At 57.3% G+C, this 14,351-nt stretch carries 13 protein-coding genes; 4 read left to right on the top strand and 9 right to left on the bottom strand.

Going from position 1 to position 14,351, the window contains the following annotated elements:
* Nucleotides 1-114: 114 nt before the first annotated feature.
* Nucleotides 115-2,187 carry a molybdopterin-dependent oxidoreductase gene (locus HQL65_17545; protein ID MBF0138040.1) on the bottom strand — a complete coding sequence of 691 codons (2,073 nt, stop codon included), beginning with the start codon at nt 2,185-2,187 and terminating at the stop codon, nt 115-117.
* Between HQL65_17545 and nth the strand changes: the two genes are divergently transcribed.
* Nucleotides 2,170-2,883, top strand: coding sequence for an endonuclease III (nth, locus tag HQL65_17540; GenBank protein ID MBF0138039.1), 714 nt, complete (start codon nt 2,170-2,172; stop codon nt 2,881-2,883). The genes HQL65_17545 and nth overlap by 18 nt on opposite strands.
* Before the next feature lie 7 nt (nt 2,884-2,890).
* On the opposite strand, the gene HQL65_17535 is transcribed toward nth, so the two are convergent.
* From HQL65_17535 to HQL65_17525, 3 genes are all read right to left on the bottom strand, one after another.
* Nucleotides 2,891-3,250, bottom strand: a complete 360-nt coding sequence (locus HQL65_17535) for a PilZ domain-containing protein (GenBank protein ID MBF0138038.1) — start codon at nt 3,248-3,250, stop codon at nt 2,891-2,893.
* A gap of 61 nt (nt 3,251-3,311) precedes the next feature.
* A complete protein-coding gene (locus HQL65_17530; protein ID MBF0138037.1) occupies nt 3,312-4,145 on the bottom strand; it encodes an HAD-IIB family hydrolase in 834 nt (277 codons plus the stop codon).
* Between the two features lie 23 nt (nt 4,146-4,168).
* The gene (locus tag HQL65_17525; protein ID MBF0138036.1) at nt 4,169-4,789 is read right to left on the bottom strand and encodes an SIS domain-containing protein; all 621 of its coding nucleotides are present in this window, start codon (nt 4,787-4,789) and stop codon (nt 4,169-4,171) included.
* A 328-nt stretch (nt 4,790-5,117) separates the two neighbouring features.
* Here HQL65_17525 and HQL65_17520 point away from each other — a divergent pair, with 328 nt between their 5' ends.
* Together HQL65_17520 and HQL65_17515 are read left to right on the top strand one after the other, a co-directional pair.
* On the top strand, nt 5,118-5,258 hold the full coding sequence (locus HQL65_17520; protein MBF0138035.1) for a hypothetical protein: 141 nt from the start codon (nt 5,118-5,120) through the stop codon (nt 5,256-5,258).
* Between the two features lie 66 nt (nt 5,259-5,324).
* Nucleotides 5,325-5,621, top strand: a complete 297-nt coding sequence (locus HQL65_17515) for a hypothetical protein (protein ID MBF0138034.1) — start codon at nt 5,325-5,327, stop codon at nt 5,619-5,621.
* 45 nt (nt 5,622-5,666) lie between these two features.
* On the opposite strand, the gene HQL65_17510 is transcribed toward HQL65_17515, so the two are convergent.
* From HQL65_17510 to HQL65_17490, 5 genes are all read right to left on the bottom strand, one after another.
* Nucleotides 5,667-5,990: a hypothetical protein gene (locus tag HQL65_17510; protein ID MBF0138033.1), complete on the bottom strand. Its 324-nt coding sequence runs from the start codon at nt 5,988-5,990 to the stop codon at nt 5,667-5,669.
* Between the two features lie 6 nt (nt 5,991-5,996).
* Nucleotides 5,997-6,488: a chemotaxis protein CheX gene (locus HQL65_17505; GenBank protein ID MBF0138032.1), complete on the bottom strand. Its 492-nt coding sequence runs from the start codon at nt 6,486-6,488 to the stop codon at nt 5,997-5,999.
* Nucleotides 6,489-6,506: 18 nt separating this feature from the next.
* Nucleotides 6,507-8,240, bottom strand: a complete 1,734-nt coding sequence (locus HQL65_17500; protein ID MBF0138031.1) for a proline--tRNA ligase — start codon at nt 8,238-8,240, stop codon at nt 6,507-6,509.
* A gap of 6 nt (nt 8,241-8,246) precedes the next feature.
* Nucleotides 8,247-9,074, bottom strand: a complete 828-nt coding sequence (locus HQL65_17495) for a GTP cyclohydrolase I FolE2 (GenBank protein ID MBF0138030.1) — start codon at nt 9,072-9,074, stop codon at nt 8,247-8,249.
* Nucleotides 9,075-9,465: 391 nt separating this feature from the next.
* Complete coding sequence (locus HQL65_17490; GenBank protein MBF0138029.1) at nt 9,466-9,648, bottom strand: hypothetical protein; 183 nt, start codon at nt 9,646-9,648, stop codon at nt 9,466-9,468.
* 167 nt (nt 9,649-9,815) lie between these two features.
* On the opposite strand from HQL65_17490, the gene HQL65_17485 reads away from it, so the two are divergent.
* A partial coding sequence (locus HQL65_17485) for a hypothetical protein (GenBank protein MBF0138028.1) occupies nt 9,816-14,351 on the top strand: 4,536 nt, incomplete at its 3' end.

Genomic DNA, 14,351 nt, shown 5'->3' with positions numbered 1-14,351 from the left:
AGGGCTGTGCCCTTCCTCTTGGCGGGGTTTGGGGCGGAGCCCCAATAAAATCTTTTTTCCCGATTTTTCATTCGATAATTTATTGACAGCCTCTGGAAGAATTTGGCATGGCAATCAAAAGATTGGAAATGAATGTTCTCGTCCCCAGCGTTCCAGGGCACGGACTTCCACCCGGTTGTCATGAAAAGCTGCGCCTCCATGGGGCGCCACACGGTCGGCGTGGGTCAGGGCGTTCAGGGAGATTCCTTCGGGAAATTCCGCGCCATGATAGTTGGACTCGCATAGACAGAGTCCCGGACGGACATCGGTGGTGACCCTGGCGGTCATGGTCAGGCCACCCAGATCGTTGAACACTGAGACCGGGGCTTGGTCCTTGATGCCACGAGAGGCGGCATCATCTGGATGAATCCAGACCACGGGGTGCCCCCGGCGACGACGTGGCTCTTCAGCAGCCGTGAAAGTGGAATTGAGAACGTCGTGGGCGGGCGGGGTCATGAAGTCCAGGGGATAGCGTTCGGCATGACTGTAACGGTCGCGACTGTTGACGGCCCAGTGATCGGGAAATTTTGGCATCCGTTCGTCATGCCATTCCGGTCGAAAATGAAAGCGTCCATCCGGTTTGGAAAAACCCTGCCGAAAATGGGCTGCATCCGGTTCCGGTGCCAGGTCAAGCCAGGTTTTTCCGTGCCATTGCTCCCGGGGCGGCAACTGTGAAGCTGTCAAGACCTCTTCCAGGGTTTCGGCAACCGATTGGGTAAAAGGTTTTTCTTGGTATCCCAGGCGGATGGCCAGGTCGTTGACCAGGTCGTGGTTGCAGCGTGCCTCCTGGAAGGGGGGAAGTATGGGTTTGGCATGTTGCAGGGTGTATTGGCCGTAGGACTTGTAGAGATCCTCATGTTCCAGGAAGGTTGTGGCGGGGAGGACGACATCGGCCCAGAGGGCTGTGTCGGTCATGACCTGTTCGTGGACCACGGTGAAAAGATTGGGGCGGGCCAGCCCGGCATGGACTCGGCGCAGGTCGGGGCAGGATGCCGCCGGATTGGCGTTGGAGACGATCAGAACGGTCACGGGTGGGGCCAGGGTATGGTCCGTGAGGATGGCTCCCAGACGGCTCATGTCCAGAAGACGTGGCTTTGGAGAGGCCATCCAGGCGGTTTGGCGGACGGGTTCATCATTCACGCGCTGGGCATCCCCGGTGCTGAGCAGGGCACCGCCTCCCGGATGCTTCCAGGCTCCGGTGATGGTGGGCAGGCAGGTGACGGCGTGCAGATTGACGGCACCATTGTATTGCCGGGTCATGCCATAACCCAGGCGAATGAAGGGTGCTTTGGCACGTCCATAACGGCGGGCAAAGGCGCGGATCTCTTCGGGTGGCAGACCGGTGATGGCCGAGGCCCATTCCGGGGTGCGGGAGCGAAGGTGGGTATGCAATTCCGCATCAAAATCCGTAAAGGTGGCCAGATAGGATTTATCGTCGAAGCCCTCTTCAAGGAGGACATGGATCATGGCCGTGGCCAGGGCGGCATCGGTTCCCGGGCGCAAGGGGATGTGGCGGTCGGCGAGGCGGGCAGTCCGGTTTCGGTAGGGATCCACCACGACCAGGTAGGCTCCCCGACGGCGGGCCTCCTTGATGAAAGGCATCAAGGTGATATGGGTGGACGCGGCATTGATGCCCCAAAGGATGATCAGGTCGCTCTCCGGAATTTCCCGGGGATCCGGGCCGATGCCCTGGCCGACGCCGGCCTGCCATCCAGCCTGGCCGATGCTGCCACAAATATTTTTTTCAATCCGTGACCAGCCGGCCCGATGGGTGAGGCGATCCATGGCGGGTCTTTGCACCACGCCCATGGTGCCGCCATAATAGTATGGGAAAATGCTCTCCGGTCCGTACTGGCGCATGGCACTGAGAATATTCTGGGCTACAAGATCAAGGGCCTCGTCCCAGGTGGCCTTGCGGAATTGGCCTTTTCCCCTGGTACCTGTGCGGAGCAGGGGGTGACCGATGCGGGGTCCTTCCTGGATATCCCGGTAACGGTTGACCTTGCCGCAGATGACACCCCGGGTGTAGGGGTGATCCGGGTTGCCGCGAATCGAGACCAGACGGCCTTTGGGGTCGGTGCGGATCAGCAGGGCGCAGGCACTGGGGCAATCCAGGGGGCAGGTACTGGGATGTTCCAATTCGGGCATGGATCAGTTCTCTTGCAGGTAACCCTCGACGGACTTTGCTGTCAGCATATGAAAAAATCCTCCGTAATGGCAGTTTTTTCTGCATTTCAGTCTGCCAACCCTTTGCCGCGTGGTGAACTCAGGTATGAAAATCCTTTTGAACTGCTGGTGGCCGTGGTTCTTTCGGCCCAGGCAACGGACCAGGTGGTGAACCGGGTAACACCGGTGCTGTTTGCCGCTGCTCCCGATCCACAGGCCATGGTGGCCTTGGGTGAAGAGGCCATCGGGCAATTGATTCGCCAGATTGGTCTCTACAACACCAAGGCCCGGAATATCTATCGCCTGAGTCAGGAGTTGTTGACCAGGTATGGAGGAAAGGTTCCCGGGGAGCGTGCTGATCTGGAGTCGTTGCCGGGAGTCGGGCGCAAGACTGCCAACGTTGTCTTGAACATGATCTTCGGGCAGCCGACGCTGGCCGTCGATACGCATGTGTTCCGGGTTGCCAACCGGACTGGTCTGGCACCCGGCAAAACCCCGGCCCAGGTCGAAAACAGGCTTCTCCAGGTGGTTCCCGCGCAGTTCCTGCCGCATGCGCACCATTGGTTGATTCTGCATGGCCGGTATGTGTGTCAGGCACGGCGTCCGCGTTGCGAGGCTTGTTTGATTCGGGAGTGGTGTCGTCTTGGCCAGGAAGAAAATATGCAGAAAAAATCATGACCGGCATCTACCAGATCAGGGCAATCCCTTTATGGGTGACGCGCACGACCCGACAGGAAAATTCAATCATCTGGTTGCCGTCGGGAAAGATCAGATTGGCTTTTTCGCCGGGGCGGATGGTATCCGGAAGAAGGGTCTGCGTATCCATGGCATCTTCCATGGGGACCATGAAGAGACCGTTCATGCTGGCATTACGGGAGTAGCCGGTGACACGCCGTCCGGCATTTGTGATCAGGGTGACGGGGTGAAAAAAGCCGTAGCGCGCATCCCGGCGCCGGTCGGAAGATGTGAGGCGATCTTCCTGTCTGCGGTCCGGGATCGGATGGAGGAGGATCTGATCCCATATGGTATTGCTCCAGGATGGCATGGACCGATTTTACGAATATTTTAGATCGATTGGAACCAATATTTTTGCATATATCAAATTTTCAGAACCATGTGGCAGTTTGAGGAAGGTGGTGTACCAGACCCTCCAGGATGCCGGCAGCAAAATTGCCATTCAAATTCCGGAAGTTTCCCGTAGCCAGATAGAGGGATTCCGGATGACCGTTGCGTTGGTTCCGGTCGATGGCTTCTTGCCGTATGTCGGCACGGGCATTGGCGACCAGGACAGAGGGGAGGGGACTGCACAACACGTCCAGATCGTTGCCACTGTCGCCGGCAAAGAGCGTTTCTTCGGGGGTGAAGTCGAGCTGATCCATGGCAAAACGCATGGCGTGATACTTGGAACACCCTTCCGGCAGAATATCGAGCATGCCCACATCATCCAGGTCGTCGATACTCCAGATGATCGAGGTCCGGATGCCTTTGGGGTGCAGAATTGCTTCGATCTGCCTGCGCAACTCCCTGCTGTCGCTCTCTGAATCGGCATAATAGCTCAGTTTGTGAGTATTTTGATGGGCCTCCGGCTGTTTTCGGATGTTCGGGATGGTTTGCAGAAGAGGAGCGATTTGCCAACTGCTCATATTTTGCCAGGCAGGGGCAAGGGTTTCGTTCCAGGCATGCCAGGGGTACCAGGTGTTTTCCTGCCTGCGACAGATGGTGGCTCCCACGTCGCAAATGGCCAAATCCGGCAGGGGCACGCCATACTCGGCGATAACCGCCATGATTTGCGACAAATTGCGGCCACTGACATATGCCAGGGTCACTTCAGGCCGACGCACCAGGGTGGCAAAGAGTGTTCGTACCCCGGGTGATTCCGGAAAGTTTCCGTTTGGCAACAGGGTTCGATCCAGATCGGTGCAGAGCAGCAGGCGATTCATGAACATTTCCGTTGGGCAACTCATTAAAATTTTCGTTGCGTAACAAGTTCCGGGGTCATGTGCCATTGGCGGATGAACTGGGCCAGCATATGCATGATGGCCTGGTGGGCGTCCTCCACGATGCCGTAGTTGGAGACGGCCACATGAATGTTGACTTCGGCCAGTTGGGCGCTGCGCCCTCCGGCAAAACCGGTCAGGGCCATGGTTTGCACGGCATGTTGTCGTGCCCACTCGATGGCACGGACAATATTTTCCGAATTGCCCGAGGCACTGATGGTCAACAGGAGATCGTGCGGCTGGGCCAAAGTTGCCAATTGGTAGGCAAAAATTTCATCATACGAGATGTCGTTGGCAATGGCGGTGATGATTTCCATGTTGGCGCTCAGGCTGATGACCTTGGGGGTCAGGCCGGTATCGGTCTGGATTCCCTTTGCATGGTCGCACAACAGATGGTTGGCTATGGCCGCCGATCCCCCATTGCCACACACAAACAGTTTCCCCCCACGCCGATAAAGATCAATCAGGAGCTTGCCGGCACGGTCTAGCGCAACCGGATCGATGCCGGCCAGGGCATGGTGCAGGGTTTGAAGATACCCATGATAAAAATCTGTAACATGTTCATAACGTTGAGTAGGGAATGTCATGGCGGAATCCTTAACAGGAAAACCCTTACCTTTCAGCCTGTTTGCTTCAGTTTTTGCAAAAGATCGGGCAATACGTTCCACCTGTTTCATGTGACTTCCTCCCTGAAAGTGGGCACAGGAGGGGACCTTTGCCTGAAATTAAAGCAAATTTTGTACCAAACACATGAAACAGATAGGCCGTTCCTCCTTTACCTGACCGCTCCAAGTGGTATTCATGAAAGGATTCCAGGCATGAGAGTCAAGGAAATTCATTGGACACTGGCGAGATGGATCAACTAGAATATCCGGGATATTTCATCCCGATTCCGTATCCTACAGGACGTGTACCATGGCCGGCCTTGCCTTTGATACCCTGAAATATACCAAGCGTCTCAAGGATGCAGGTGTGGCCGCGCCCCAGGCGGAAATACAGGCTGAATTTCTGGCCGAAATGGCGTGTGCCCTTTGCGTTCTCATCGTTTGGGCATGATTTTTTCCAGAGTATTGGCGGGTGCTGCAAGGCAGGGAAAAGATTTCATGAAGAGGAATGTTTCAAATGAAGCGTAACGCACTGGTTTGTTGCTTTTTTGTCGCGGGTCTGTCTTGCAGCCTTGATCCTGTCCAGGCACAAGCCAACCCTGCACAACCATCCAAGGAAATTGCCGACTTGTTGGTGCGCTGGGACGAGTTGAATGGCCGGTGTCGCGGCGGGTCGGGAGACGATCAAAAAACCTGGGACGCCTGCGATGAACGGGAAAAGATGGGCGATCAGTTGAAATCGCACGGCTGGTGCTATGGCGAGCCGGGGCAGTTCGGCTATCAAATGGCATGGCATCGATGCAAACAGCCCTGAAAACGTGGCATCAATGCAAACAGCCCTGAACACGGCCTGGATGTCTTACGGTTCCTGTTGAATCCGGGCAATCTCGGCCTGGACCATCTGTTCCGCGACCAGAGGCAGGCGTTCCCGAACCATCCGCCGGGTCATGCTCCAGGCCACTTGGCGGATGCGGGGGGCAAAAGCCTGTGACACAGCCGCAGCCAGGGTTGCCTCCTCCTGGCAATAGCGCACAATTTCGGCCCGGACCTGTCGCTCGATCATCTCCGGCAGGAGTTTCTGGACCATTTCACGGGCCAGGGTCTGAGCCAGGGATCGCAACAAGGGGGTCATGGTTTTCCGCAATTCCATTTCCAGGTCATTGCCGGATGGATCAAGTGGCATGCCGAATCACTCCCCTCCGGATTGGGATGCATCCTGGTGCATGTAAAAGATTTCCGTGAAAAACTGTTGCCCTTCCAGAGAGAATAGCTGACTCACGCAGGCATAACATTCATCCCGGGCCACCACCGAGTGGTTGTGACCTGAAACCACAACCGGGGGGGACATGCTGATGGATCCCAACGTGGGTTCCATGCGGGTCTGGACGCCGCCGCCGATGATGTTACAAATCTCGGAAAAAGAGTCTTCCAGATCGGGATCCATGCAGGGTTTTTGTTCGCCGATCAGGGAGGATGCGAGCATCAGGACACTTTTCTCAGGTCCCGACAGGCACAGACTGCCCTGGATGGCACCGCTGTAGCTGACCACGGCACTGAAATCCACGGTTTGATCCAGGGGGACCACATCTCCTTCACCGGGTTCGATTTCCCGAAACAACATGGTTTCGGCCAGTTCTTGGACGGCCTCTTTCAAGGCGGCACTGAATTGCTCGGCCAACACGCTGCTCTCCGTTATCCGTCAGGTTGACTCCGCCCGTTCCAGGTCGGCCAGGCGCTGTGCCAACCTTTGGGGCATTTCTGCGGGGGGCACCCGTTCCGGCTCCCCGCCCCGTCGGGACTGCAATTCGAAGAGACCTTCCTTGAGACTGCGACCCCCCACCAGGACACGGAAAGGAATACCCAACAAATCCGCATCCTTGAATTTGACACCGATGCGTTCGTCCCGATCATCCAGCAGGGTCTCCAGCCCTGTGCGACGCAGTTCGGCGTAAAGTGCTTCGGCTGCGGCGGCAGCCGGGGCATCTTTGGGGTTGACCAACAGGATTTCCACGGCAAAAGGAGCCAGCGAAACCGGCCAGAGGATGCCGTTGTCATCGTGATTTTGTTCGATGGCGGCTGCCACGATCCGGGAAACGCCGATCCCGTAACATCCCATGATCGGATGCTGCTCCCGGCCATCCTGATCCAGCACCCGGACGTTCATGGCCTGGGAATATTTATAACCGAGCTTGAAGACATGACCCACTTCGATACCGCGATCCCGGTTCAGGGTTCCTGTCGGGCAACGCGGGCAGGGATCGCCGACTTCGACCTGGCGCAGGTCGTGGAACTCCGGTTCTGGGAGATCCCGGCCCCAGTTGACGCCGGTCAGATGCCAGCCATCGCGATTGGCTCCGCAGATCATGTTGCGGGTTCCCTGCAAGGCCAGATCCGCCACCACCCGCAGGCCATCCGGTATGCCAACCGGTCCCAGAGAACCGACCGGCAGTCCGAGTTCGGCCTGGATTTTTTCAGAGGCAGGCAGGACCAGAGGACCACCAATTACCTGGGAAGCCTTGATTTCATTCAGTTCATGATCGCCGCGCAGGAGCAACAGGATCCAATGCCCCTCTGTATCGAGGACCAACAGGGATTTGACGGTTCGCTGGGGCGGGACGGCCAGAAATGCCGCCACTTGGTCAATTGTTTTTTTCCCGGGTGTAGACACATCCGTGAGTGCTGACGGAGTTTCCTCTGCGCCTGCAACGGGCAAGGGGGCTGACTGGGCCTTTTCCAGATTGGCGGCATAACCGCAATGGGAGCAGGAGGCGATGATATCTTCACCCGAGTCGGCCAGGACATGAAATTCATGGGAGCTGGCACCACCGATGGCCCCGGTATCGGCCTCCACGGCCCGGAAACGCAGACCACAGCGCTTGAAAATCCGTTCATAGGCTGCAAACATGCCCTGATAGCTGCGGTCGAGGCCGGCGGCGTCAATGTCGAAGGAGTAGGCGTCTTTCATCAAAAATTCCCGGCCCCGCATGACTCCGAAGCGGGGGCGGATTTCATCGCGAAACTTGGTTTGAATCTGGTAAAAATTGACGGGCAATTGTTTATAGGATTTGATTTCGCGCCGGACGAGATCGGTGACCACCTCTTCGTGGGTCGGGCCGAAACAGAATGGGCGGTCGTGACGGTCGGTGATGCGGAGCAGCTCGCGTCCGTAATGGCTCCAGCGACCTGATTCTTCCCAGAGTTCAGCGGGTTGTACGGCGGGCATGAGAATTTCCTGGGCACCGGCACCATCCATTTCTTGACGGACGATGTGTTCCACTTTGCGCAGGACGCGCAATCCCAGGGGGAGCCAGTTATAGATACCGGTGGTCAGTTGCCGGATCAGCCCTGCCCGCAGCATGAACCGATGGGACACCACATGGGCATCCACGGGATTTTCCTTCAACGTTGGGATCAGGGAGAGATTGAAGCGCATACCGGGTCATCTTTCCTGTTGGTGGCCTTCGATGAAGGCGTAGGCGGAGTGGTTGTGGATGGACTCGAAATTTTCCGACTCGACGGTGTACCAGGAAATTCGGGCATCCTCAGTCAAATCCGCAGCCACGGCCCGCACCATGTCTTCGACGAAGCGGGGATTTTCATACGCCCTTTCGGTGACATGTTTTTCGTCGGGGCGTTTGAGGATGGCGTAAAGCTCGCAAGAAGCGTTCCTTTCCACCAGATCGATGACCTCTTCCACCCAGACGAACTCCCGGGTTCGCAGGGTCACGGTGACATGGGAGCGTTGATTGTGTGCCCCGTAACGGGAAATTTCCTTCGAGCAGGGACAGAGCGAGGTGACGGGTACTTCGACCCCCAGGGTCAACTGGTAGCCGTGGTGATCGAGGAGTCCGGAAAAACGCACCCGATAATCCATCAGGGCTTCAGCACCACTTACCGGGGCGGCCTTGCGGACAAAGTAGGGAAACTCCAGATCCATATGGGCTTCTTCAGCCCGCAGGTGACTGCGGATTTTTTCGAGGAGAACAGGAAGGTTTTCCACGGAAATGGCCCGGTCATGCTCGGCCAACACTTCCAGAAAGCGGGACATATGGGTCCCTTTGAACTGATGCGGCAGATTGACGAACATGTTGATGGTGGCAATGGTGTGTTGGATGCCCAGATTGCGGTCCTTGACGACAATGGGATACCGGATTCTCTTCACGCCCACCTTGTCGATGGCGAGACACCGTTCATCCCGTTGCGATTGTACGTCCGAAAGATCGGTGGGGGAGTCGGATGCAGATTCGTCAGACCGGTCGTGCAACATGTCTATCTTTCAGTACCATCTTCGGTTCAGTTGCCCAAAGGCCTATTCTGTTCCGAAACATCTTCCGCAGCAAGCAATAAACCATCATGACTTGATCCTGTCTTTCAGAAAAATTGTGCCAATGCCGTGAACATTGAGCATATGTTCGGTTCTTGAGAGTTGTCAGATCGCATGGGCCTGGTTTCATGACGGGAGTACTGGCATGGCCGAAAAAAAATTCTTGACCGGCTCAACCAGGCTGGGATACCTTGCGTCAATGACGAACGGGAATCGGTAAGAAGATAAGCATTCCCTTGCCTGCGCAAAGGATGTTTTGGTGTCGATTCATGCCAGAAGGCCAGTTTGTGCGATACCTTAAGAATTATTCATATCGAGGGGCATTTTTCCGTCATCAACCCAGGATGACGACCTGGTTACTCCTCCTCCTTGGGCTGTTGCTGCCGGTGGGAATTGTTGCCGATGCCACGGAAAGTGGAGTGGAAAAAGCTTCTTCCACGGTGACGGCGGTCTGGCTGGCAGATCGGGAGCAACTGGTTGCCCTGGATCCGGTCACGAACGTGGTGGTGCAACGCATGGCCAAGGTCGCCGGAACCCGGACCCTGGCCCTGGATGGCACGCGGGGGGTGGTGTGGGCCTATGGCAAGGGTCGGCTTGCCGCGTATCAAGTTGATGGTAAGTTGTTGTTTTCAAAACAAATTCCCTTTCATGCCCCATCCGAAGACCAGGATGAGCAGAAAGAGGATGATGAGTTTGATAAATCCGGGTGGATTGCACGCGACACGCGACACGCGACACCCGCAACTGGCTTTGGATCCGCAAGATGGGGCGGTGTGGCTGGCCCGGGGCCGGGTTTTGCAACGGGTGAATGCGACCGGCCAGGTGGAAAAAACCATCCCGTTCGAGAAAAAAATTCTTGCAATTTCTGTGGATTCAGTTCGGTCCCGCGTCTGGGTCACCGTGCAGGGGGCACGCCTGGCCCGGGCATTTGCTGCCTCCGGGACAGAAGTGGCATCCCTGGATCCGGAAGGACGGGGCCGGGTGACCGATCTGGCCTATGATCCTGTTTTGGATCGCCTTTGGTTGACCTTGAATCAACAGGAGATTGCCAGTTTCACGCCCGAGGGTAAGCCCGATTTTCGCAAGCCCGGCTTGCGTTTCAAGCCGGGTTGGTTGACTCCTGATGGTTATGGAGGAGCCTGGTTTGCCGATGATGGCCAGACATTGGTCCACCTGAATGCCGAAGGGAACACCCTGGCCAAGGTGCGCCCGTTCAAAAAGGGTCAAGGTCCTTTGCGCACTCTTGAGGCGGATCCGGGGGATCGCTCCCTGTGGGTGGCGGCTGCCGATGGGTTGGTGCAACTGGCTGCCGATGGCACGGTCCTGTTGCAGTTGGATCCTGACAAAAAAGTCAAGGAAAAAGAAGATAAAAAAGAGCAAGACGGCAAGAAGGCGAAAGATAATATAAAAGAGAAAGAGGTCACAAACCCTCTCGTGATGCGTGCATTGCGGGCCATGGCCTTGCAAAGGGTGACCGAAAAACCCCCGGAATTGGCTTTCACGGCCCCCGCAGAGGGTGCCTGGATCCATACCCATTCGCCGGCTTTTGGCCTGACCTATACGGGCAAGGCCGACCCCAAAACCTTGACCCTCAAGGTCGGGGAAACGGCCCTGGCCGTGAACTGCCAATGGACCGACCAAAGTGCGATCTGCACGCCCACTACGCCCCTGAGCGAGGGTTCGGTGCGTGTCAGCGCCACAATTGCGACTGCGTCCGGAAACATGTCGCCAATGGTGGAACGCACTGTCAATATTGATTCGTTGCCGCCCGTGATCACGGCGACCCCGGCTTCGGGTTTGATCACCAATCAGGCTGCCTTGACCCTGGCGGGATCTGTGAACGAAGAGGCCGTGGTCACGGTCAATGGCACCGCTGTGGCGTTGGGTGTTGATCGTTCTTTCACATACCCTGTCACGCTGGTGACCGGCAACAATGCCTTCATTCTGACCGCCCAGGATCGGGCCGGCAACACTGGCGGATTGAACCTGACCGTGACCCTGGACACGGTGGCCCCCGGCATGCCGCTGTTGGATCGGGTCACGGTGAGCGAAAGCGTGGCCGGGCAGGTCACCATCACCGGCGGAACAGGCAGTGTGGAGGGGGGTGCCCAGGTCACTTTGACCAACGTCGCTTCTGGAGCAACCAGCACGGTCCAGGCCCAGACAAACGGGGCCTTTACGGCCACCCTGGCCGCCAAACCCGGGGAGGTCATCCGCCTGGGCGCGGTGGATGCGGCAGGCAATGCGGGGCAGACCGCCACAGCGGCGGTGATCGGTCTGCCGCCGGACCCGATACATGTGGCACCCCCTGCGGACACGACCCTGCCGGCCACCCGTATCGATCAAACCACAGCCTTTCTCTACACCGGAGACAACCCCATCCAGACCGGCGTGGCCCCGCAAGCCATTCAACCGCAACGTGCCGCCGTGGTCCGAGGCGGGGTGAACGAGGCAGCGGGTGCGCCGCTCAGCGGCGTGCAGGTGACCCTGCCCGGTCATCCCGAACTGGGGCAAACCCTGAGTCGGAACGATGGCAAGTTGGATCTGGCGGTCAACGGCGGGGAGACCCTCACGGTTCGGTTTGAGAAGGCGGGCTATTTGCCGGTGGATCGGCAAATCAAACCCGATTGGCAGGGGTGGGCACACCTGCCGGACGTGGTGCTGACCCCTCTGGATACAAAAGTAACCCCTGTGGATCTGGCCGCGACCACCCCGCTCCAGGTGGTGCAGGGCAGTCCGGTCACCGATGGCGATGGCACCCGGCAAGCCACCCTGCTCTTTCCCCAGGGAACGGCGGCCAGCATGGTGTTGCCGGACGGCAGCAGCCAACCCTTGACGACTCTCAACGTGCGGGCCACGGAGTATACCGTTGGTCCCACCGGCCCCAAGGCCATGCCGGCGGCATTGCCCGCCACCAGCGGCTATACCTATGCGGTGGAATTGAGCGTGGACGAGGCCCTGGCCGCCAAGGCCAAAGAGGTCAGGTTTGACCGTCCGGTACCGGTTTATGTGGACAATTTTTTGCAATTTCCGGTGGGTGGTGCGGTGCCGGTCGGGTATTACGACCGTGACAAAAAGGCCTGGATTCCTTCGAATGACGGGCGTGTCATCAGCGTTTTATCCAAAGTCAACGGCTTGGCGCAATTGGACGTAAGCGGTAACGGTCAGGCTGCGGATGCGGCGGCCTTGGCCAGCCTGGGCATCACGGCAGCGGAACAGGAAAAACTGGCGCAGTTGTACGAACCCGGACAAAGCCTGTGGCGGGTTCAGGTGACCCATTTTTCGCCCTGGGATTGCAACTGGCCGGTAAGTCCACCCGCCAATGCCAAACCACCGTTTCCAACACCCAGGGCAGCCAACGATCCTCCGGTGCCCAGCCCCAAGGTGGATGCGGCCCGGGAAAAAAACGACACTCAATGCGGTTCAGTGATCTCCTGTCAAAATCAGGTGTTGGGAGAGACGATCCCGGTGGCGGGAACCCCCTTCAGCCTGCACTACAGCAGCGAACGGGTACCCGGTCGGCAGGGATTTCGCACCATGACCATTCCCATCAGCGGGGTGACAGTACCGGCGGAGGTCAAACGGATCGAGTTGGAGGTGCGGGTCGCCGGACGGCAGTTCAAGAACACGTTTGCACCAACACCCAACCAGACCCACCTTTTTACCTGGGATGGGTTGGATGCCTATGGCCGTCCAGCCTATGGACGTCAGGCCGCAACAGTGGATGTGGGATACATCTATCAGGCAGTGTACAACCAGCCCGCCGACAACGGCCGCAGCTTTGGAATGTCCACCGGCATGGTCACCGGTAACCGTGCCCGGGATGAGATTACCCTGTGGAACGGTTGGCAGGCGGTATTGGGTATTCCCTTCGATGCCACCAACCAAAAGCTGGGGGGGTGGACATTTTCCCCCCTGCACGCCTACGACAGTGTGACCAAAACCCTGTTTACAGGTGATGGCGGATCGCGTAGCGCCTCGATTGTCAACAATATTGTCACCACCGTCGCCGGCGATGGAACGCAGGGATATTCCGGCGATGGCGGGTTGGCCATCAACGCGAAGTTGGGTCATCCACAAGGGATTGCTGTGGGGCCAGATGGAAGCATTTATTTTACGGAGAATCCTGATACTGCCCATAATCGAGTTCGCAGGATTGGGCCTGATGGGATTGTTACAACTTTTGCTGGAACCGGGGTTGCCGGTTTCAGCGGGGATGGAGGACCTGCTACTGCGGCCAAACTCAATATGCCCCAGGGTCTGGCTGTGGGTCCTGATGGCAGTGTCTACATTGCCGACGAAGAGAACTATCGTGTCCGCAGAGTAGATCCCAATGGTATTATAACAACATTTGCTGGCAAGGGCAGGACTGGTGGTTGGTATTTTGCGGGAGACAACGGCCCTGCCGTAGAAGCCTATCTGACTGTACCTTCGGATGTGGCAGTGAGTTCCGATGGAACAGTCTATATTGCAGATAGTTACAACTTTCGAATTCGCAAGGTCACTCCCGATGGGATTATTACTACCGTCGCGGGCAATGGCACACGGAAAGTTGGCAGTGATGGTACACCTGCCTTGCAATCTGGATTATTTAATCCAAATTTGGTTGCAGTTGGTCAGGATGGAAGTATTTTCATCGGGGATTCTCAAGTTTATAAAGTTGGCCCGGATGGTCGTATCAGCCGCTATGCCGGAGGAAGCAACTACGGATACGGGGGGGGAGATGGTGGACCCGCACCATTGGCGCGTTTGCAAGCATTCGGTATGGATGTTATGTCAGATGGAAATCTTCTGGTTTCCGACAGGTTCAATATAGGCATCCGACGTGTGGGTTCCAACGGGATCATCACAACTCTGGCCGGCAATGGTGCCGCAGGCTTCAATGGTGATGGTTTGCCCGCTACTCAGACCAGTTTCAATTATCCTTATGGTGTGGCAGTGGCTGGAAATGGCAGCATTTATGTGCCCGATTCCGAAAACCACCGCATCCGTCGTATCGCCCCCCCCTATCCCGGATTTTTATTTTCCGATCTGGCCATTCCCTCCCAGGATGGGCGCGAACTGTACCGTTTTGACGAAAAAGGGCGGCATCTTGCCACCTTCAACCCCTTGACCGGTGCCCAGGTCTATCGCTTCGAATACGACAACGCTGGTCACTTGATCCGGGTGGTGGATGGGGATGGCGATATCACCACCATCGAGCGCGAGGCCCATGGCAAT

The sequence above is a fragment of the Magnetococcales bacterium genome (assembly GCA_015228935.1).
Taxonomy (GTDB): Bacteria; Pseudomonadota; Magnetococcia; order Magnetococcales; family DC0425bin3; genus HA3dbin3.
This window is presented reverse-complemented; position numbering and strand designations above follow the sequence as displayed.